19 protein-coding genes and 1 riboswitch are annotated in these 22,797 nt (G+C 32.8%); of the genes, 8 read left to right on the plus strand and 11 right to left on the minus strand.

The features are described from left to right. Positions 1-425: 425 nt before the first annotated feature. The 3 genes from C6368_RS11110 to C6368_RS11120 form a co-directional block, all read right to left on the minus strand. On the minus strand, positions 426-2,681 hold the full coding sequence (locus tag C6368_RS11110; protein ID WP_107039283.1) for a YfbK domain-containing protein: 2,256 nt from the start codon (positions 2,679-2,681) through the stop codon (positions 426-428). 275 nt (positions 2,682-2,956) lie between these two features. Beyond that, positions 2,957-4,159, minus strand: a complete 1,203-nt coding sequence (locus C6368_RS11115; protein WP_107039284.1) for a M56 family metallopeptidase — start codon at positions 4,157-4,159, stop codon at positions 2,957-2,959. A gap of 5 nt (positions 4,160-4,164) precedes the next feature. Then, the gene (locus tag C6368_RS11120) at positions 4,165-4,524 is read right to left on the minus strand and encodes a BlaI/MecI/CopY family transcriptional regulator (RefSeq protein WP_107039285.1); all 360 of its coding nucleotides are present in this window, start codon (positions 4,522-4,524) and stop codon (positions 4,165-4,167) included. Positions 4,525-4,721: 197 nt separating this feature from the next. Between C6368_RS11120 and mtaB the strand changes: the two genes are divergently transcribed. After that, a complete protein-coding gene (mtaB, locus tag C6368_RS11125; protein ID WP_107039286.1) occupies positions 4,722-6,023 on the plus strand; it encodes a tRNA (N(6)-L-threonylcarbamoyladenosine(37)-C(2))-methylthiotransferase MtaB in 1,302 nt (433 codons plus the stop codon). A 59-nt stretch (positions 6,024-6,082) separates the two neighbouring features. Here the strand turns inward: mtaB and C6368_RS11130 are convergent, their stop codons facing one another. From C6368_RS11130 to C6368_RS11155, 6 genes are all read right to left on the minus strand, one after another. Further along, positions 6,083-6,853 carry an outer membrane beta-barrel protein gene (locus C6368_RS11130; protein ID WP_107039287.1) on the minus strand — a complete coding sequence of 257 codons (771 nt, stop codon included), beginning with the start codon at positions 6,851-6,853 and terminating at the stop codon, positions 6,083-6,085. Continuing rightward, a complete protein-coding gene (locus C6368_RS11135) occupies positions 6,850-7,251 on the minus strand; it encodes a hypothetical protein (protein WP_107039288.1) in 402 nt (133 codons plus the stop codon). Before C6368_RS11135 ends, C6368_RS11130 begins: the two co-directional genes overlap by 4 nt. Beyond that, entirely contained in the window at positions 7,236-7,823 is a 588-nt protein-coding gene (locus tag C6368_RS11140) for a nitroreductase family protein (RefSeq protein ID WP_107039289.1), read from the minus strand. The genes C6368_RS11135 and C6368_RS11140 overlap by 16 nt, the downstream gene beginning before the upstream one ends. Before the next feature lie 213 nt (positions 7,824-8,036). Next, positions 8,037-8,765: an ABC transporter ATP-binding protein gene (locus tag C6368_RS11145; protein WP_159038565.1), complete on the minus strand. Its 729-nt coding sequence runs from the start codon at positions 8,763-8,765 to the stop codon at positions 8,037-8,039. Beyond that, positions 8,765-9,763 (minus strand): FecCD family ABC transporter permease, encoded by a 999-nt coding sequence (locus C6368_RS11150; RefSeq protein ID WP_107039291.1) that lies wholly within the window; start codon positions 9,761-9,763, stop codon positions 8,765-8,767. Before C6368_RS11150 ends, C6368_RS11145 begins: the two co-directional genes overlap by 1 nt. A gap of 80 nt (positions 9,764-9,843) precedes the next feature. Then, positions 9,844-10,959: an ABC transporter substrate-binding protein gene (locus tag C6368_RS11155; RefSeq protein WP_107039292.1), complete on the minus strand. Its 1,116-nt coding sequence runs from the start codon at positions 10,957-10,959 to the stop codon at positions 9,844-9,846. A gap of 375 nt (positions 10,960-11,334) precedes the next feature. On the opposite strand from C6368_RS11155, the gene C6368_RS11160 reads away from it, so the two are divergent. The 6 genes from C6368_RS11160 (at position 11,335) to C6368_RS11185 (ending at position 19,406) form a co-directional block, all read left to right on the plus strand. After that, positions 11,335-11,790 carry a hypothetical protein gene (locus C6368_RS11160; protein WP_107039293.1) on the plus strand — a complete coding sequence of 152 codons (456 nt, stop codon included), beginning with the start codon at positions 11,335-11,337 and terminating at the stop codon, positions 11,788-11,790. 100 nt (positions 11,791-11,890) lie between these two features. Further along, positions 11,891-12,080: riboswitch (cobalamin riboswitch) on the plus strand. 139 nt (positions 12,081-12,219) lie between these two features. Then, entirely contained in the window at positions 12,220-13,185 is a 966-nt protein-coding gene (locus C6368_RS11165) for a T9SS type A sorting domain-containing protein (RefSeq protein WP_107039294.1), read from the plus strand. A gap of 7 nt (positions 13,186-13,192) precedes the next feature. Then, on the plus strand, positions 13,193-15,178 hold the full coding sequence (locus C6368_RS11170) for a TonB-dependent receptor plug domain-containing protein (protein ID WP_107039295.1): 1,986 nt from the start codon (positions 13,193-13,195) through the stop codon (positions 15,176-15,178). After that, on the plus strand, positions 15,165-16,217 hold the full coding sequence (locus C6368_RS11175; RefSeq protein WP_107039296.1) for a YncE family protein: 1,053 nt from the start codon (positions 15,165-15,167) through the stop codon (positions 16,215-16,217). The genes C6368_RS11170 and C6368_RS11175 overlap by 14 nt, the downstream gene beginning before the upstream one ends. Continuing rightward, entirely contained in the window at positions 16,210-17,196 is a 987-nt protein-coding gene (locus C6368_RS11180; RefSeq protein ID WP_107039297.1) for a T9SS type A sorting domain-containing protein, read from the plus strand. The genes C6368_RS11175 and C6368_RS11180 overlap by 8 nt, the downstream gene beginning before the upstream one ends. A gap of 167 nt (positions 17,197-17,363) precedes the next feature. Beyond that, entirely contained in the window at positions 17,364-19,406 is a 2,043-nt protein-coding gene (locus tag C6368_RS11185) for an OmpA family protein (RefSeq protein WP_107039298.1), read from the plus strand. A gap of 1 nt (position 19,407) precedes the next feature. Here the strand turns inward: C6368_RS11185 and C6368_RS11190 are convergent, their stop codons facing one another. Further along, positions 19,408-20,718, minus strand: coding sequence for a mechanosensitive ion channel family protein (locus C6368_RS11190; protein ID WP_107039299.1), 1,311 nt, complete (start codon positions 20,716-20,718; stop codon positions 19,408-19,410). Between the two features lie 35 nt (positions 20,719-20,753). Between C6368_RS11190 and C6368_RS11195 the strand changes: the two genes are divergently transcribed. Beyond that, positions 20,754-21,305, plus strand: coding sequence for a CPBP family intramembrane glutamic endopeptidase (locus C6368_RS11195; RefSeq protein ID WP_107039300.1), 552 nt, complete (start codon positions 20,754-20,756; stop codon positions 21,303-21,305). 10 nt (positions 21,306-21,315) lie between these two features. On the opposite strand, the gene C6368_RS11200 is transcribed toward C6368_RS11195, so the two are convergent. After that, entirely contained in the window at positions 21,316-22,599 is a 1,284-nt protein-coding gene (locus C6368_RS11200) for a tetratricopeptide repeat protein (protein WP_107039301.1), read from the minus strand. Between the last annotated feature and the right edge of the window lie 198 nt (positions 22,600-22,797).

Genomic DNA, 22,797 nt, shown 5'->3' on the forward strand with positions numbered 1-22,797 from the left:
TTTTCAACTCTCAATATCCTGACAATTTGCTTTCAAATTGTTTCCCTGCTCGTTTGCGGGGTGCAAAGATACTGAGACTTTTTACTTAAACAAGCTTTTGTTAAAAATAAATTAAATCTTTTTTCTTTTCAATGTTATTCAGAAGTTCTAACTCCTTTCTAACTAAACACCGCTCGTTTGCGGGGTGCAAAGATACTGAGCTTTTTTTCATTAACAAGGGTTTAGTAATACTATTTTAAAATTAATTTAATTTAAATTCGTAATCGGCTTAAAATATTGGAGTTAGATACATATTTTTTTGAAATTCATAGAACAAAGGTTCAAGGCAATAAAGCACTCAAAATATTATCTCTATATAAGGTATAAAACCACGAAACTAAGGTTCGTGGTAGTTAAATAAGAGTCAGAGGTAAAATAGATAAAACCTATTCTCGATCTAAAAGTTGTAAGATTAGATTTTTTAGTTCAAGCTCTTTTTCTGTTGTTGCACTAAATTTTTTCACTTGATCTAACAAAACATCCTTTGTTAAATCTCCTTTAAAGGCAGAATCACGCAGCTCTAAACCAAGAGAAATTACGAGATTTAGTAATTCATAATCTTCCATCTGATGATTCTCCAATATTTCAAAATCTCTTTGAACACTAGCTGAATCCTCAAATGGTTTATAACGAAGCTTTACATAAGCCAATTGGGAAGATCCTAATTTGCTTTTTTGCTTAACAAATTGATTTTCCAATGAAGACGCCTTTCCCCTCTCCACTTCAAATACAGCCGTTACAGAATGTCCATAACCTAATTCTCCGCCGTCTTTGGTATCATCGTTAAAATCTTTTGGTTTTAATAACCTGTTTTCGTATCCAATCAAACGATAATTAGAGACGAGTCTTGGGTTAAATTCAACATTTAACTTCACATCTCTAGCGATATTGATCATGTTCCCTGCATTATTCAGTACATTTTTCATATCCGCTAATGATTGGATATAAAAATGATTCCCATCTCCCCTCTTGGCTAATGTTTCCAAAGTACTGTTCTTATAATTCCCCATTCCAACACCCAAAGCAGTTAAGTAAATCCCTTGACCACGTTTTTCCGAGATATAGTTTTCCAAATCACCCGGGCTATTGATTCCCACATTGAAATCTCCATCAGTCCCAAGAATGATTCTGTTATTGTAACTCGGATCGAAATTGGACTCCGCTTGACGATACGCTTCCTTAATGCCCCCTATTCCGTTCGTACTTCCTCCAGAAGATAATTTTGCAAGTGCTTTCAAAATAACCTCTTTATTTTCACAACTTGTTGATTTCAAAACCACTCCACTATATCCTGAATACGTTACAATCGAAATGCGATCGTTAGGGTGAAGATCTTTAACGAAGCTTTTCAACCCATTCACAATTAAAGGTAATCGATTCTGAGAACTCATAGAACCTGAAACATCCAGTAAAAAAACAAAATTGTGAGGTTTTCTAATCTCATTGACAGGAAAGTCTTTCGCTTTTAAGTGAACCGTAACAAGTTCATTGGCATTATTCCAACTGCATTCCGATCTTGAAAGTTCAACATTAAACAATTCGTCTTCGCTCACAGTTACATCTTTATATTGAAAAGCATTAATCATTTCCTCCAATTTCACAGCATCTCGTTGAATTTTTCTCCCTGATTTCACAGAATATTTCAAATATTCCCATGCGGCTTGATCCACATCTAAACCAAATGTCGCATTAGGGTGGTTTAATGGTGACAGAAAATCGTTTTCATAAATCGGAAGGAATTCATCATAATTCATAATCTCTGTTTCAGGTATATCAAAATCTGAATAGTCCACGGTTTCCGCATAGACAACTGGTGGAGATGTATGCATTAAAAATTTATCCATTTCAATTGGCTTAGATTCAACACTAATGATTCCGCCTGTTACATCACCATAGTTTGCTGGAATAGATCCTTTGTAGACCTTAACACTTCCAATATAAGAATTCGGTAAATTAGGAGAACCTTGAATTTTGACACCGTCTACATAATAGTGAGTCGCATTTTCCCTACTCCCCCTGAAACTTAATTCACCATTACTTTCATTTAAATTAACTCCTCCCACAGTTGACGCAACTCTATTGGCAGACCTCACTGGCATTTGTGAAATATCTTGTCTTAATATAACACGAGAATAAGCACCTCCATCTTTACTGATGAAAGGTTCTTTGTATGCAACAATCATCACTTCTTCAATATGAATTAAGGATGAATTATTAGCACTAGGGAAGTTTTGAATTGATTGAATCCGGTCTTCCCTCGTCAAATTTGCATTTGGTTTTCCATTAATTGATTTTTCAGATACTTTACCACTTAGTTGCTGCAGTTTTAAATTTGAAGAATCCAATAAAACAGTATATTGGAATAACTGTTTGGGTTGTATATACACTTCTTGCTCTTCAAGATGATTTTCAAATATAAAAGTGACCAAAGCTGATCCTGAATTCAAATTTTTGAAAAGCACTTTTCCATCTGGCTGCGTGACACCCTCCCAACACAATGAATCTTGAAACACTTCAATTGCAAGTCCTTTAATAGATTCAAGATTGCTCTTTGCTTTACATTTTATCAATAAACTGCCTGTGTCTTGAGCGCTAATGAGTGTTGATAGCCCTAATCCGAGTAATAAAATTAAATTTTTCATGGTTTCTTTTTTGATTTAGATGCAAGCGATAATCAAATTCCATAAAGGCTCATAAATTAGTGGAAAATTGTGAGGTTTTAATGGCTAAGCTTCAATGATGAAGGTTTAACGTGGGTTGGGGTTTGAATCTCTTCTGCGAAGTGATTCTAATTGGTTTACAGCGAAGTAATGTGGCGGTGGAAGGGAATAGATAATTGAAAAAGGTGGTAAAAAAAGTAACCACGAATCGAAGAAACGTGGTTACTTTTACCTAAACATTTTGTTCTGGTACAGTGCTATTCTTTTTTGTCGAGGTTAAAATTTATCGGCACTCGAACTATGCATGCCACATTTGTATCATCCTTAACTGCAGGGATCCAGTCGGGCATAGCCTCAAAAACTCTTATAGCTTCGGCGTCGATGTGTTCATCTACTCCTCTGAGAATTTTGACTTTCGTGACTTCACCGGTTTTTGAAATTACTGCTTCAACAAATACCTTTCCTTGGGAATTATTCTCCATTGAAACTTTCGGATATTTGACTTCATTGGAAATAAATTTCATTAATCCTTCACTTCCTCCTTTAAATTCAGGCATGACATCTACATCTTCAACAGGATCATTTCCTTTTTGATTCAATTGCTCATGAATAGGTGTTACTAATTCTGTTTCCGCAGTAGGTAAAAAATTACTGCTCATCATTCCCACGGATAAAACCGGGAGAATTAAATAACTCAACACTGAGCTTGTTTTTCGATTCATTCTCATAACTCTTGATTTTAAATTAGACATATTACTTAAGGGTAGTCGCAATTGGTTGTATTTTAAATTTAATCGTTGTTCCAACAAGAAAAGTGTGTAATCTTCTCTGCTAATATCAGCTAGCACTTCTTGATCCGCCAAATACTCATGATTTTTTTCAATATCTGCTTTCCATAGGTAAATTCCTGGATTAAACCAGCAAATTGTTTGAACAATCAGAGCGAAAACACGTTCAGCTGAGTGCATTTGACGAATGTGAGCAAATTCATGAGCCAATATTATTTTCCTTTCCGCATCGGTTAAGTTTTCCTTGATGAAAATGATATTTCCAAATGAAGCGTTAAAATCCGAGACGTAAACTTTACTCCCTCTATATTTCTCTAAGAAATTAGAACGCCTTATTAATTGAAATAGCTTGATGAAATTATAAATGTGTATTGCACTGAAAGTCACAACGCCAGACAAATAGATAATCCCCAACCAATTTGTTACTGAAATTTCAGCATAGGTTTCCAAAGCGGCTTGCTGGGAGTTTGTGACATTAATCAAATCGAACTCAACTAAAAAACCAACTGATTGAGATGTCAACACATTATTAATGTATAATACCATCAATAGAAACATTGGCATCATTATTAACAACCTTCGGTTCCATAAGATTTTTCCATTCTTATCGAATAGTGCGCGATAAATAACGGCGAGGACAAGAAAATAAACATTAAAAAGTAGGAATTCCATAATTTCTATTTTTTTAGGGTTCTCATAATATCATCTAAGTCTTGAATACTTAATTCTTCTTTTTTCACTAAAAATGAAAGCATCTTTTGAGGAGAACCATCAAACAGTTTGTTCATCACCTCCCCCATTTGTTGTTTCGAATAATCTTCCTTACTAATGATTGGAAAATATTCATGGGTTTTTCCATATGCTTTATAACTGACTGCCTTTTTATCGACTAAAATTCGAATAATTGTGGACACAGTGCTGTACGCTGGTTTTGGATTACTTAACTCTTTAATCACATCTTTTACGAACGCTCGCTCCAACTTCCAGAGGATGTGCATGATTTGTTCTTCTGCTTTTGTTAATTCGATTTGATTCATAAATACGTCTGTGTTTCTGTTCTGAAGCAAATGTATAACTATTTATTTAATTACACAACTATAGATTTAGTTATAAAACTAAATCTATAGTCAATTAGATAATTTTACAACTTATATTTCAAAACCCAAGCTTTCTTACCAGACATTAAAAAATTTATAGAATCTTTTAATGGTTTATTCTTAATTTTGCGGTTATTATGAGTCAATACAAGAAAGTAGCGTTTTATACATTGGGGTGCAAACTGAATTTTTCGGAAACAAGTACTATTGCAAGAAGCTTTGAAGAAGCTGGTTATGCTAAAGTCGATTTTGATGACAATCCGGACATATTCGTAGTAAACACATGTTCAGTAACTGAAAATGCTGATAAAAAATGTGTTCAATTAGTAAAAAAAGCCAAAAAGGTTAATCCGGATAGCTTTGTTGTAATTATTGGCTGTTATGCACAATTGAAACCAGAAAAAATCGCCAACATTTATGGTGTAAACATGGTATTAGGCGCAAATGAGAAGTTTGACATCATAAAGCACATCGAAAACACAGAGTTTCACGAAGGAGTGACTATAGAATATGGAAAAATCAAGGAAGTCCAAGATTTCGAACCTTCATTTTCCTATGGAGACAGAACGCGATCTTTCCTTAAAATTCAAGATGGCTGTGATTACTTTTGTACTTTCTGTACCATTCCATTAGCTAGAGGAAAAAGTAGAAATGCCTCAATTGAAGAAACTTTAAACGAAGCTAATAAAGTAGCCGCAACAGAAGTTAAAGAAATAGTGTTAACGGGAGTAAATATCGGTGACTTTGGCCAAGGAGGAGAAGAGAATTTCTTTGGTTTAATAAAAGAATTAGATGAAATAAAAGGAATTGATCGATTTAGGATATCTTCAATTGAGCCAAATTTATTAAGCAATGAAATCATCGACTTTTGCTTGAATGATTCGAAACATTTTGTTCCTCACTTTCACATTCCTTTACAATCTGGTTCTGATGAGTTATTGGTAAAAATGAGACGTAAATATTTGAGATCAACTTATACTGACAGAGTTGAACAAATCAAAAGTATTGCTCCAAACGCTTGTATTGGAGTAGATGTTATTGTTGGTTTTCCAGGGGAAACAGAGGAAGCGTTTATGGAAACTTACGATTATTTGAATGAATTAAACATTTCCTATTTACATGTTTTCACATATTCTGAACGAGCGAATACTACGGCCAACAAAATGGACGATGTCATTCCAATGAATATCAGAAAGGAAAGAAGTAAAATGCTCAGAATTCTGTCTGAAAAGAAAAAGAGAGCCTTTTATGAATCTCAAATAGGCAAAAGCGGTATAGTTTTATGGGAAAGTCAAAATGATGATGGTTATATTAACGGATTCACTGAGAACTACATTAAAGTAAAACACCCTTATGACGAAAGTTTGGAAAATAAAATGATGGAAGTTAATTATTTATCGATAGGTGCAGATGGACTGATGTTTGCGGAAATTGTCTAATTAATGCGACCTACCCAACATTAGAAAGTAATCTTGAGTTAAAAACTTTTCTCTAAAATTTACTGTTCAATTGGTCCATTCTGAAACTGAACGCCTTTTTTTCTATTTTGATTATGAAAGAAGTATCTCAGATTCAAGGAGAAGGTAGATCCTTCAACCACCCCAAAACCAACAGTTTTATTAGTTCCATATCTATATTCTGTTGCAATTGCAAGAGTTGGAGAAAAAGGAACTCGACCTGAAAGCCCTAAATAAAAAGTTCCACTTTTTTCGGTTCTATATTCGAAACCTACATCTGCGTTTGCGTTAAAGTCAAAAAACCTAGACCTCCTACCTTCGAAGATAAATAAATGCTTTCCTTCTGGATTAATTTGAGATCTAATATTGGATGCATTAAAGTTTCCAGACGCACCAATACTTACATTCATAAACATTTGTTGACCTAATTTTATATAAACCAAAAAGTTAACTGGCACTTCAAAACTTACATAACCCAGTTCATCTTCAGCATATACATTTGAATCTGCAACACTATAATTCGCCCTATAATTTCTTCTGATATAATTCAGTCCTGTTTCAATAGCAAGAAGATCGGTTATGCCCACTCTGACAATTCCTCCATAAGAATATCCAAATATTGGTGAAATTGTAGAAGTAAAACCATCTTCTGTAATATCAAATGGTCTATCACCAACAACACTAATTGGAATTAATGGCTTAACCTGAACACCAAAATAGTTTTCAGCCTTATTTCTGTGGCTTTGGGATAAAACCTGCGAATTGCAAACAAGAAGTGTAATAAGTAAGAAAAGTAAATTATATATTTTCATTCTTCAATTTGATGTATTTCTAACTGTTGTTCTAATAAATCATTTCGAGAGCAATAACCAACCGTAGCAAGAATCATCACCCCCATTGAGAAAAGAACTAACGACCATCGAAGGAATTTATTGCCAATCAAGAAGCTTCTATTTCTTCCTTCAACATCAAAATTAATTCGTTCAACTTTAGCGAAATCTCTGTTATGGATCCCAAAAAGAATATAGGATTTCCCCCTTGTATCTTCTTGTCCTTTTTCGAACCAAATTCGATCACTTTTTAGCGTCTTCTCAAAGTCGTCAGCTTTTATCTTATTAGCGAAACGAAAAACTATGTAGTTAGGGTTGGAAGGATGGCGAATATAATTCACCAAGCCTAAATCTATTATATTTTCTACTTTTGAATCCATTCTGTTACATATTCTATTGGTTTACGTTGACCTTTTGGCCATTCTCCCCCAGGGTATCCAACATAAAAGAGTCCAAGACATAGGTCTTTTGGTCCGATATCTAAAAATTCTTTCATCTCATCAGAGTATACCATTTTTGGAGTAGCCCAAAAACCTCCTAATCCATACGCTGTACAAGTAAGATGTATATTTTGAACGGCACAAGCGACTGCTGCAATTTCTTCAATTTCTGGAATCTTTTCAGAAGCTTGCCTTTCCATACACACAGCAATAATCGCAGAAGCCTTTGCAGGTCTTTCAGTCATTCTGTTCAACTTTTTAGCAATTTGTTTATCCTCTGGTACAGTTTTTAAATAAAGGTCACGCATAAATTCACCCAAGCGTTTCTTACCTTCATCCATAAACACTTTGAATCTCCATGGCTGTGTTAAACCGTGAGTGGGTGCCCAAATCGCATTATTTAATAATAACTCAATTTGTTCCTTATGCACTTTTCTATCACTAAAAGATTCTGGAGAAATAGTTCTTCTATCCTTAATTAATTCAGTTACCTCACTTAAATTATATTTCATTTTTTGATGCTTTATTCAATTTGTAAAGATATTATGAATATTGTGAGTAGGTGGCATAAAGAGGATAGTATTTTTATAAAACCAATATATGCAATCTTGTTAAAGAAACAATAATCGTTCAGCTAAAAAAATGCGGATTTCTCAGTTGTGGCTGAAAACTATTTTGTTGGTAGTTTACTGATAATTATAAAAAGTGAAGGAAAAGGGAAGAATTCATTCAAATATTGTTTGAATTACATCATTCTTATGGAATGGTTCGATGAACTGAAGTAGTTTTTTTGAATTTGTATCAATAGCAATTATTCTATTACAATATTCGAAGCATAAATCTAAATCGTGTGAAGAAATAAAAACTATTTGATCATTTAGTTGTGCAATTTCTTTCAACAGCTGTAATACTTTCCTCCTATTGATATAATCAAGAAATGCAGTTGGCTCATCAAGAATCATGATTTTAGCATCTTGGGCAAGTGCTTTACCAATCATAGCTATTTGTCGTTCACCATCACTTAAATTAAGTGTGTTTTTATCGGCAAACTTTGACAGCCCTAACTGATCAATCACCTTCTGAACTACTAATTGATCATCCTTAGTTAATTTATTCAACAAGTTGGTATAAGGTGCTCTACCCATTGCCACAAGATCAAAGACAGACAAATGGTCAACACCATCAAATTTAGAAGGCACAAAACTCAAATACTTGGATTTTTCAATTCTATTGAGGTTGGACCAATTCTCCCCATCAATATTAATCGCACCGGACAATATCTCTTGATGACCTAATATGGAATTGAATAATGTTGTTTTACCTGAACCGTTTGGACCAATCACAGCGACAAAGTCACCTGGTTTAAATGACATGCTATCTACTTCAAAGAGAATCCTTTGTTCTGAATGTTTCTTTTGAGCGAAACCTATATGTAATTCTTCAAATTTAAGCATTAGAATTTCTTCATAATTATCCACATTACTACCGGAGCTCCTATTAATGCAGTTAATGCATTGAGCGGTAAACTTACAAAAGGAGCTAAAAGTTGCATTGCAATATCACAAACAACTATTAACATTGCTCCACCTATCAAACTACCTACTAATAAATGATAGTGATTTGTGGTTTTATAAATCATCTTAATCATATTTGGAACAACAAGTCCGACAAAAGCAATTGGTCCACAAAATGCAGTAACAACTCCAGTCAAAATAGAAGTAGCTAGAATAATTAAAAAACGAATAGTCTTCACGTTAATCCCCAGCAATGAAGCACTTTTTTCACCTAGGAGCAAAAGATTTAATGGCTTTACCAATACGATTGATAGCACAGCACCTAGGGTAATAACGAATGCTAAAACACCTAACTGATTGAACTCAACCCCCTGTAAAGAACCAAAACTCCACAGCATAAAAGTTTTTAGATTATTAGGGTCTGCATAAGCTTGCAACACACTAACCAAGGCGCCTGCAAAACTTCCAAACATAATTCCCACCAATAATAAAGAAACTTTATTTTTTACAAAAACAGAGCAGAAAAGGATAAACAGACCAGCTCCTAACGCACCAATAATTGCGGCGGTCACAATTCCAAAATCGCTTCCAAAAATATAAAAAGAAGACATGGTACTTATGGCTACAAGCAAAGATGACCCTGAATTGATACCAAGAACATAAGGACCTGCTAATGGGTTTTGAAACAAAGTTTGCATTAGCAAACCTGCAACTGAAAGGGCTCCACCTGCTAAAACAGCTGTAATTACCCGTGGAAAACGAAAAACCCTAACAGTTAACTCTGCTGTTGATGTAGAATCGTAATTAAATATACCATTAAAAATATCTAGGAAACCTACATGAAAACTCCCTAAAGTGAGATCAATAATTATTAACCCTAGAAGAAGTGCTAATAATAGCAAACTCAATTTCCAATACTTCTTATTTAGGATGTTCATTATAAAACAAAGGTATCAACACGAAATTAAAAAAGGGCTTTTAAGTTTGACTATTTTATAGTTATTAAAATAAAGCACTTTTATTCTGCAATTAATTCATAAAAATTCAACTTATCATCTTCAAATAATTCGGGATGAAAAATTTTTCCTAAATCTTCCAATAACAGATGTGGTTCAATTGGAGAGTTTTCCCAAAAACAATTGTTGTTTCCAAAATAACTGTAAAGCTTCCCTGTTCTCATGGCTTTTAGCATCTTAAACTTCTGACTTTGATTCAGTAATTCTTTTTTGGATGAGGCACCAGCATTTAACCAAAACTCCGTATCCACATTTTTAGTTATTGTTTCTTCGAGGCTTAAATTTAAACTTCCTACTCCTTTAGTTTTTGCGTAAACGTAGTCGATGTTGGCATCTTCAAACAATATGGCCATATAACTATCTCCGGCTGGAACATTAAATATATCACCAAAATAAGTTCCCGCGAAAGCTGTTGAACCCTTTTCTTGAATTTTTAATTTATCCTTGATATTATAATACTTAGCTTTTATTTCATCAAATATTGCACTTGCCTTCTGTTCTTTCTGGAATATTGCACCATAAACCTTTATCCACTCGGCTCGTCCTAATGGATGTGTTTCCTTCCATTCCAAAATTTTAAAAGTTTTTAAATTGGCTTGTTTTAATTTACTTAGAATAGGTGCACTATCATCGAATCCCGAATAAAAGATAATATCAGGATTAATTGCGATGAATGCTTCAGCATCAGACATACCAAAATGTCCAACTTCTTTAACAGCAGCTTCACTTAATGGGTTGCATAGAAGATTAAAGTCTGAAAAGCCAGTGACTTTTTCTTCTAAACTTAACTTCCTCATCATTCCCAATTGGGTTGTAGACATGGCCACAACACTACTCATATTCTTTGGAAACAAATCAGGACTTGATTGATCAGTTTTAGAAATTTTATATGAATCAACAATTTCTTTAGTATCCGGATCTATGATATTGATCTCAATAAAGGATATATGATAAATAATTTGAAAACCTTGAGCAAAATCATTTTCGAGTGTAAATTCATCCGAAATTTCCTCGATCTCAGCAAACTCTTTTTTTTCTTCAGCAGCACAAGAGCCAAGAATAACAAGCATCAACATGCTAATAAAAATAGATTTAATGAGTAGTAACTTCTCTTTCATGATTAATTTTAAAAGTAATTTATTAATTTATAACAAAATTAAACGGTTTAATTAATACATAGTTCGATTAATAGTTAAAAAAACTATTAGCTGAGATTAAACTAAATAATTTTGCATTCTATTTATAAATTCTAGATTCAACACCCCCCTAAATCAAATAATTAAACCTCTCTTTTCTAGACACTTTCCACGAAACACAAACCACTATTATTCAACTTTAGAATAATAATTTTTAAAATAATGAATCGAATAAAAATTCAATATGATTACTGAATAATTTCATAAGACAAAAAAAATATGGATATTTACAAGATTATAAAATAATTGTAACTTATTACAAATAAATACCGACTATAAAATTAATTTAAAAACTATATGAAAACTATAAAACTACTTTCTTTAGGCTTACTTCTTTCAGGTGGAATACTATTTTCAAGTTGTAAAAAAGAAGGATGTACAAACCCAGTAGCTGAGAATTATGATGCCAAGGCAAAAACAAGCGACAAATCTTGCACCTACAGTGTTGATGTTGTTTTTTGGTTTGACGAAGTAACATCCCAAGCTCTTATGGGATCTGGAATTGATAAATTAAAGTTCTATTTGAACGAAGAAAATATAGGGACTTCAAACACCGATATTTTCTGGGAAGAAGCTCCAAAATGTGACGAAGGTGGTTCAATAAGATTCACTAAAACATTAGAGAAGGCTAGTTTTGAACCGTTTTATTACTATGTAACAGATGCGGATGACGAAGATCAAGAAACAATTTGGTCTGGAATAACACAATTAGATACTGATTCATGTAGAGTTATAAGATTAACTGACTTCTAATTCAACATTACAATATTTACTTATTTTGTCCGTATTTCTATCTTGAAATACGGACTTTTTCTTTTATTGCATTCACTTGTTTAATCCAATAATCAACTTATCTTTGTGCCACGTTTTAGGGTGTATGTGAGAATCATACAATAAGGAATCTTGTTAGAATCAAGAACTGTATCTGCAGCTGTAAGCTTTATTAGTTCTTTTCATTAAACCACTTACATGTCACTCGACAGTTGGGAAGGTAGAAAAGAAAAAAAGTGAGTCAGAAGACTTGTCTAAAATGCGTTTAAGGAGACTTCAGAATAAAGTCGGACTTATCACATATACTGCATTATTTTAGGTCTGCTGTATTGATATTTCTATTCTTTCAGGGCTAAAGCTCAATTTGATGTCTTCATTTTATTAATTGTTTAATTCATTAAAACTTAAAAAATGAAGAAATTTTACTTTTTAGCAAGTGCGCTACTTGCTGTAACAACTCTAAAAGCGCAAACTACTGTTGACTTCGAAGACTTATCTCTTGCGTCAGAATCTTATTACAACGGTGATGATGAAGCTGGAGAATTCGTTTCTGGCAACGTGACGTTTCAAAACACTTACACTACAGCTTGGGGTTCTTGGACTGGATTTAGTTATTCAAACGTAACTGACGTAACAACTCCAGGTTTTGCGAACCAATACAGTGCTATTCCAGGAGGAGGTTCAAATGGATCAGAAATTTACGCAGTATATTTTAGTTCAGATACTCTTTATTTCCCTGGAACACATGCTAGTTTAACAAGTGTTGATTTAACAAACACTACTGTTGGATACTTTTCAATGAGAGATGGTGATGCATTTGCTAAACAATTTGGTTCAACAACAGATGCAAGCGGAGTTGATGACGGAACTAACGGAGAGGACTTCTTTAGTATTATGATTTATAACCATGATGAAATGGGAATGAAGACTGATTCAATAGAATTCTTTTTGGCTGACTATAGATTTCCCGACAATAATGATGATTACATTATCGATTCATGGACAACTGTAGATCTGTCTACTTTTCATAATGTTAACTACTTAACTTTCGGATTTAAATCGACAGATATTGGTTCGTTTGGAATAAATACTCCTTTATATTTTGCAATGGACAACCTTGTTTATGATAACACCTCTAGTTTATCTGTAAACGAAAAAGCGAACTTTGCAATGTATCCAAACCCTGCGCAATCTACTTTGAATATCGAAGGTGATGCAGGAGATTATAAAATTTACAATACAAACGGTTCAATCGTTAAAGAATTTAAACACTCTAACATCAGTAAGGTTGATATTTCTGACTTGAATCCAGGAATATACCTTGTTAAGGTTTCTACTAAAAATTCTTTCGGGACAAGAAAGTTAATTGTACAATAATTCCAGAATGATTTTATTGGGCACAAATAATAAGGTTTTACATGTTTTCAGGACATGTATCTTAATATTTGTGCCTTTTTTAGTGACTAGTCAAACCGACACTACAGTATTTCAAGAAGTCATCATTAAAGGTAGACATTTAAAAATTGATCAACATACTACTTTAAATGAGTCCCAAATAAAAACTCTTGCCCCAAACGATTTAGGTACTTTACTCCAATATATTAATGGAGTAACTATAAAAAACTATGGTGGAATTGGTGGAATGAAAACACTTTCTCATAGAGGCTTGGGAGGAGAACATACACAACTTATTATAGACGGATTACCTGTAAGCAATCCTCAAAATGGTCAAACAAATCTTGCTAACATCCAGCTAAACAATGTAGAAGAAGTTGGGTTAAGCCATCAAACGACAAATCAACTTATTCCTGTTTCTGCATTAATAAAAGGAAGTTCGTTACAATTAAAGACATTTGACCAACAATTCTCACGAAAGAAGTTTGCACTTAAAAGTAGTATTACGGTGGGAAGTTTTGGTCAAAAAGAGGCATTTGTTGGAATAAAAAAATCTAATGACAATGCATTTATTAGTTTTAATGGAGGCTCTAGAACATATGAAGGAGATTATCCTTACAAATTACCATTTGGAAATCAAAACCAAGAAGTTAATCGTAGAAATAACGAATTAGAGGATTATCATTTCAACATTGGTTCAGGAATTAAATGGAGAACACATTTAACTAGCCATCAATTAAAATTCTCAGGAAAAAGAAATGTTATCCAGCAAGAGTTACCTGGAGCGGTAATCTTTTACAATAACTTAGCACAAGAAACTTTAGAAACAGAGAACACGAGTGCTGGATTAAATTATAGTTTAATCAATACGAAAATAGCATTTAAAGCATTTGGACAATATTCTCATCGCTTTCTTCATTACCATGACCCAACTTATCTAAATTCCGATGGTTTTTTAGATAATCAATACACAACAAATTCATTAGAAGGAGGATTTCATTTTAGGTATAAATGGAAAGATTTTATTTTTCACTTAGGAAATGATTTTGGCTATGATGCCTTAAAAAGTTCTCGAAATTTAGGAGAACCAGAAAGACAGACCAATACTGCGATGATGAAATTAAAATATAACACCAAATATTTCAATATTGAAGCTAGTGGTTTTTCACAAACTTTTATAGATCAAAATTCTATTCAAGCACACCGAAACAACTATCATAAATTTCATCCTCAATTTTCTTTCTTTACTTCGGACTCCCTTTTCAAAGGGGTTCAGTTCTTTGTGTGGTATAAGCCATCTTCAAGAGCTCCTTCATTCAATGAATTGTATTTTTCTCAAGTAGGGAACAAAGAATTAGTACCTGAAGAATCGTCTCAAATTAATCTTGGAACAAGATATATTAAAACCTATCGAAAATTAGAAATACAAATTCAAGCAAATTTGTTTAAAAACAGAGTAGATAATAAAATTATCGCCTTACCAACACAGAACTTATTTGTTTGGTCAATTCAAAACATAGGAAAAGTTGATATTCAAGGTGGTGACATTCATATCAATGCAAAATATAAATTAAACCGAAATTGGAGACTAAACATGCAGGCAGGAATAAGCTATCAAGAAGCATTAGATATCAGTGATTCCCAATCTCCAACATATAGAAATCAGATTGCTTATACTCCATCAATTACAGGAAACGCGATGGCTAGTCTTTTTTACAAAAAAACAGGATTACACTTTACCACTCTATATATTGGGGAACGTTACAGTTTAAATGAAAACACTATTGGTAATCTACTGGAGCCATATTTTATTATGGATTTATCAGCAAATTACGCCTTTGAATTCAGTAAGAAACAAAAATTAACTTTACATACAGGAGTTAAGAACTTAGGAGATACATCTTACAATTTCATTAAACATTTCGTAATGCCTGGAAGAAATTACTTTATAAAACTGAGTTATGAATTTAATTAAATACCTTTTCATTTTTCTATTGATTTTCTCTTCATGTAAGAAGGATGAAATAGAGCCTGCTGTATTGTCTGACAATTTTTCGAATGGAATATTGGTTTTGAGTGAAGGACTTTTCCAACATAACAATAGTACATTAACCTGGATTAATAATGAAACCGGAGAAATAACTTACGATATATTCCTTCAAAAAAACGAACGTCCAATAGGAGACACAGGAAACGACATGATGTTTTACGGAGGGAAGATTTATATTGCCGTTACTGGAGCAAGTACAGTTGAAGTTTTAGATAAAAATACATTAAAAAGTATTCAACAGATTCAATTTGATTACAATAATCAATCTCAAGAACCTAGAAGTATAGCATCCGCAGATGGAAAAGTATTTGTATCAAGCTTTGACGGATATGTTTCAGTAATTGACACTACGTCTTTACAAATCACGAAAAGAATAAAAGTAGGTAGAAACCCAGAAGGAGTTTGTATTTCAAATCAGTCTCTTTTTGTAGCCAATTCAGGCGGACTAGATTTTCAAAACGTAGATACTACGGTTTTTGAAATTGATTTAAACACACTAGAAGTTATCGACACATTTGTTGTAGGAGACAACCCAGGTTCAATAATTTCAGATAATTTTAACAATGTTTATGTTGTAAAAAGGGGAGACTACGCATCGAATTCTTCAGAATTGGTGCGCATAAATACCATCACCAAAGAGGTTACTAATCTTGGACACGCAGCAACCACAATGGCCCTTAGAGATAATCAATTATACATTAGTTATTTTAATTTTAACACAGGAACATCGGCGGTTTCAATCTTTGACTGTTTTTCACAAAGTATCATCAACAGTAATTTCATCAACAATCAGGATATTACTACGCTTTATGGTGTAATTCCATATAAAACTGATGAATTGATATGCCTAGATGCAATGAGTTTTACCAATACAGGTTATTTACGTTTTTTTAATCAAACAGGGACATTAACCAACAGCTTAAAAGTTGGATTAAATCCAAATTCAATAATACATTATGAATAAAACTATACTTTTATTACTAAGTACATGCTCAGGTATGGCGTTTGGACAATCATACGCACCTGCTGCTGGAGAACCAAATTCTACTGCAATAGCTTTTGACGATTCAAAGTTTGTTGCGTGGGCCACAAATATAGAAATAGAACGTGGATATGTTAATATCAGTGACACTTCTGTTTATTATGACAATTCTAATAAGGCTACATTTGGTGAACCTTCAGATGCCATTGGACCAGCAACGAATAACTCAACGGATGTTGTTTCATTAGGCGATAAGGGAGTAGCAATTGCAACATTTGCAACACCTATTGCTAATGGAACAGGACCTGATTTTGCAATTTTTGAAAATGGATTTTCTGACAACTTTTTAGAATTAGCACATGTTGAGGTCAGTTCTGATGGCATAAATTATTTTAGGTTTCCTTCACATTCCGAGACACAAACTGAAAATTCTATTGGTGGTTTCGGATTTTTAGACCCAACCTACCTTTATAACTTAGCAGGAAAATATAAAGTAGGCTACGGTACACCATTTGATTTAGAAGAATTAAAAGACAGTATAGGTTTAAATGTTAATTCAATCACCCATGTTAAAATCATAGATGTTGTAGGTTCTATCGACGAACATGGGACGAAAGATTCATATGGTAACAAAATCAATGACCCATTCCCTACTCCATACGGCTCAGCAGGTTTTGATTTAAATGGAATTGGTGTAATAAATGAGGAGACTTTAGGCCTAACAAAGGAAGAAATTAGTTTTAATCTATTTCCGAATCCAAGCAATGGCATTATCAACATTGAATTCACAGGTAGTAATGATATGGAGGTCAAAATCTACAACAACACCGGGCAACAAATTAAACAATTTGTTCTTAACGAAATAAACAAGTCTATATCATTAGACTTAAACAAAGGAGTTTATTTTATCCATGGTTCAAGCCAATACAGAACGAATACTCAAAAAATCGTGATTCAATAAGAAAAGGATTTACAAAACATACATCAATAGCTGTAACTGTTATTTACCAGCCCCAAATTAAGCGTCATTTAAAAGTGGCGCTTTTTTTGATTAATAGTGTAACATTTGCTGGTTAAAAGCGTTATAAAAAAACGTATATTTCGCACTTCTTATTATAGAACAATCATATGAATAAACTATATCCACTTTTCATTTTTCTTTTCTTAGCACCTGCAATTATTTTTTCTCAAGAAGAGGATGAAGCTTGCTTGCCTCCCAGTAAGAAGATATTAAAACTTATTGAAAAAGCAAAACAACAAGCTCCACCAGAAGCGTCTAAACTTTTTAGAGAGGCTATGGATGCCGAACCTGATAATGCCATGGCCTATTATGAATTTGCCATGTATGCCTACAATAAAGGCTTGGATATTTATGAAAAAGACCCCGATCCTAAACGTGGAGATACTTACATGAATGTTGCTGAAAAACTATTTAAACAAACAATTGACAGGTGTTCAGATTATCATTCAAATTGCTACTATTATTTAGGAGTTATTAATTATACTTTCTCAAAGAATAAAGAAGCAAATGATTATTTTAGAAAATTACAATCTTTTGAGCATGATGAAGTAAGCCGTTATTCTAATGATCATGAAAAAAGGCTAAAAGATATTGCTGAAGTTTTATCAAAATTCAAGGAGGAGCAATCTTTTTTGGAAGAAGAAGTTCCATTTTCTCCAATTAAAGTAAAGAATGTGAGTACATCACAAGATGAGTACTTCCCAATGATATCACCTGATAATGAATTGATTTTCTATACTAGACGTGTAGATAGAACGGCAAAAGGAGATATCGTTTCGAGTATCAGAGAAGAGTTTACTTGGTCAAAAAGAAAAGACCCTTCATTCCCATTCGATCGAGGAAATCCTTTGAGTCCACCCTTTAATGATGGTTATTTTGACAGTTATGGTGCTGCAACCTTATCAGTGGATAACAAAGAAATGATAATTTGCGCTTGTAGAGATGAAAATGTAAAAAATCAAACATACAGAAATTGCGACTTATATGTTACTTATTATGAAAGAACAGGTGAAGGTGGCAATGATTATGTTTGGTCAGAATTAGAAAATTTAGGAGACGGAATTAACACAATTGATGGTTGGGAAGGACAACCGACAATGTCTGCTAATGGTAAAACTTTATATTTTACGGCTATTCGTTCAAGTACGGAAAACGACGATATATTCTTTTCACAACGATTATCTGACGGTTCATGGGGGCCTGCACAACCCTTTACAGAAATAAATACTCCAGGTAAAGATAAAAGTCCTTTCTTCCATCAAGATAGTGAAACTTTTTATTTTGTTTCAAGTGTAAATCAAGAAAGGAAAGGACTGGGAGGTACAGATATTTTTTACATGAGAAAACAAGACAATGGAGGATGGTCAAAACCAAAAAACATCGGTTATCCTATCAATACGGAAGGAGACGAAATTGGGTTATTTGTATCCATTGATGGTAAAAATGCCTTTTTCTCATCACGTCAAAAAGGAATTTGGGACATTTATTCTTTCGAATTGTATGAAGAAGCACGTCCAAAAGCAGTTATTGTGGTAAAGGGACAATTGAACAACACAGAAAACACACCAATTAAAGATGTTGAAATAGAAATTGCCTACTCCAACTCTGACGAGGTTGAAAAAATAAAAGTCAACGGTAATGATGGAAAGTACGCAGCAATAATTAAGGCTGAAGACCAAGAAGACGTAATGATAAATGTCAAAAAAGAAGGACATGCTTTCGACTCTCAAATCATCACGAAGGAGGAATTAGCAAAAGGAAAAACAATTCGTTCTAAAAACATGGATGTTCGGAAAATTTCAGTTGGGGAACCATATACGATAAATGATATATTATACAACACTGCATCTGCTGAACTTTCAGACCGAGCGAAATTCATTTTAAAACAATTTGTACGATTTTTACATGAAAATGAAGAATTTTCTATATTAATTCAGGGGCATACAGATAATGAAGGTAACGCAGGAAATAACTTAAACCTTTCAGAAAGAAGAGCTCAAAAGGTGATGGACTTCCTTGTTTCAAATGGAATTGAAAAATCTCGTTTATCTGCTAAGGGATATGGCCAATCGCTACCAAAAGTTCCTAATACAAGTGAAGAGAACAAGCGAAAGAACCGTCGTACAGATTTTGTTATTCAGAAAATGTAATTTACTGATTAAGGTTATCTTCATTAAGTACTTTGAGTGATCTCAGATCTGAACCTGTAACTTCTTGGTGAAGCTGTAATTCAAACCTATCCACAATAGCGAATAAATGGTCGAAAATATCGGCCATAACAACTTCATATTCGGCCCAAACTTTAGTTTTAGAAAAACAATATAATTCTATTGGCAAGCCTTTGGTTTCTGGCTGAAGTTGACGCACCATCAAAGACATTTCTTGATTCAAATCTATATTATTCTTCAAGTAATATTCAACATATCTCCTAAATAAACCAACATTAGTTGAACGACGTGCATTAATTTGATATTCATCCAAAAGTCCATGTTCTTTATTATACTCTTCAACATCTCGCTCTTGTTCTTTAATGAATTCAGATAATAGTTTCACTTTGGACAGCCTTTCAATCAAGGCATCATCAGCAAATTTTATAGATTCAATTTTAACGTTTAAAGATCGTTTAATTCTTCTTCCCCCTGAATTTGCCATTCCTCTCCAGTTTTTGAAACTATCAGAAATAAAACTATAGGTTGGAATTGTGGTAATGGTCTTGTCAAAATTTTGAACTTTAACTGTAGTTAGGTTAATTTCAACAACATCTCCATCCGCCCCAAACTTTTCCATAGTCACCCAGTCACCAATTCGAAGCATATCATTAGCTGAAATTTGAATACTTCCTACAAATCCAAGAATAGTATCTTTGAATACTAAGAGCAAAATAGCTGTCATTGCCCCCAAAGATGTTAAGAAAACCAATGGAGATTTATTGGTAATAACTGAAAGCAAAATTATTACAAAAATAATCGAGATAATCAATTTTACTGTTTGAACATAAGCACCAATAGGTTTATCAGAAAAATAAGGCTTATCTTCTAAAACAACTCTAACTGCATTTAAAAATCTGCGAATACTTACTAAAATCACCAAGACAATCAAGAAATCATTGAATCTAATTGTAAATTCCAAAGCGTTAGGAAATGAAAAGAATACAATTGAAAACAAATAATCCATAAATAATAACGGAAGAATATGGGCAATTGCATTGAAGAATTTTTTCTCTACCAATAAATCATCTAGTTTTGTTTTACTTCTAAGTGCTATTGATTTTATTACAACAAGAAGCACTTCTTTAGTTAAAAACCAAATTAAAATAGACAAAACAGCCATTCCAGAAAGTAATCCCAACATCCATAAAAATTCATGATTTTGAAATTCTGAATTGCTTAATAATTCTTCAATCGGTGCTAATTTGTTGATAGAATACAAGCTTTTAATCCAATTAAAAATTAACTCTTTCATGCTTTTAATTATTTTTAGGCAAAAGTAATAAAACTATGCGTCCTAAGGTTCAATTCCATATATTAAGCTGGATTACTCTAATTCTATTTCCAGCAATTGGGTTGACATTGTTATATTTTTTTGATGAAATTGAGCTCATTTCTGTATTTGAGTTTGACCATGTTTTTAGTCCTATGACTTTAATAGGGTTAGAATTTGGGTTCATGTACGGTTTTTTTGTAATTGCTGTTTCCCAATTACCAGTTTTTGAAGAAATGTCAACACCACAAATAAGAATGCTGAAGAGCTTAAAATTAAATTGGTTGGATATAATTTTCATGTCATTTTGTGCTGGGTTTGGTGAAGAAATTCTTTTTCGCGCGGGAATTCAAACATGGCTAGGTCCATGGTTTACATCATTTTTATTTATTGCTGTACATGGTTATTTCAATCCTAAATCATGGAAAAAAAGTATGTTGGGGGTTTTATTACTACCTTTTATATTAATTCTTTCGTTTACTTATGAGTTGTTTGGCCTTTGGTTTTGCGTAGCGGCTCACTTTTCTTATGATTTGCTCATGTTTATGGGAGTTATTCAAAATAAATGAAACATTTTAATTAGCTTTTAAATTTCTGATAACGTCGGAAAACATAAATAATTCCCGATAATAACATTATGCTCATAACAATCATCCAAGCCCATTTTCTAAAAACACTTTCATAGTCAAAAACCGTTTCTTGAAGATCATCCTCTCTTGTACCAAAAGAATTTAGATACTCCTTTTCAGATTGAGAATAGCTTGATTTAAGTGCGTTTATTTCCTTATAACTTTGGTTCTTTGCTAATTTTTCTTGAACTAAAATAATCTTATTTAAAGCAGAGATTTGATCTTCAAGATTATTTAATGAGTCGTGTAAAATAGCAATCTCAGTTAACGCATCTTTTTGACCAATTAAATTATTAGATTCCTCAGCTATTTTCAAGGATATAGAATGATTAACTATTGCAGAATCAAGCTCACCAATTCCAAAATAAAAATCCCCTAAATTATAATATCCCTCAGCAACATAATACTTGTTTCCCTCTTTAATCCGATAATTCAGTGCTACCCTAAAATATTGTTCAGATTTTACAGTGTTTTCTGATATATATTCGGCTATAGCCAGGTTAGTATATCCGTTTGATATAGCGCGAAGATCGTTTGCTGCCATACCAGTCTCCATACTTTTAGTAAAATAGTTTCTTGACGAATCAATATCATTTTGAGCTAAATACAACTGTCCCATCAAACCAAAGGCTGAAGTTAGCTTACCTAAATCTTCTTCTATTGAAAAATAATTTATATATTTTTCAATCATTTCTTTAGCAATATCATATTTACCACGATACAAATTAATACGAGATAAATTAAATATTGACAATAACTCAAACCTTATATCTTCGGAATTGATGGCGTAAGCCGAAGATTTGTTGTAATAAACTTCTGCTTTAGAAATATTACCTTGTAGAAAAGCTGAATTTCCAAGGTCAATATAAACCATTGCAAGCATTGTATCGTTATGAATATTGAGATAATAATTTTCTGCCCTAGTCAATTTAGCATCAGCTTCTTCGAAAAGCGAAGCGTTCATTAAATATGTAGCAATTCCATAATTTGATAATGCAATGGCTTCTTGACTATTACTCCTTACCCCCTCAGTAGTCAGATCATTTACATAATAAAGAATACTATCTTTCTTTTCCAGATCAAAAATGGGAGCAAAATAAAAAAACAAAGCCATTTTCTCCTCTAACGTTGCTGTTTCATATGCCACAAGCTTTTCATGAATATCTTTTTGACCAATTACCTTATTAATGGTTAAAAGAAAAATAAGAATGAATACAGATTTGAGAATTTTCATAAAATATACATAGTGTAACTAAAATTTAAATACGATTGAATTGGTCTAATTACTAAAAACCAATTAGCTAATTATTATAAAGATAAGAGCATTTATTAAATATCATAAAGAATGTTTAGACTAATATTAAGCATAATACTTTTACTTTGATATGACCTTATGATTGGTTATTTTTGTCTGAATTTTAAAAAGAATCTT

Source organism: Brumimicrobium mesophilum, assembly GCF_003025005.1.
Taxonomy (GTDB): domain Bacteria; phylum Bacteroidota; class Bacteroidia; order Flavobacteriales_D; family Crocinitomicaceae; genus Brumimicrobium; species Brumimicrobium mesophilum.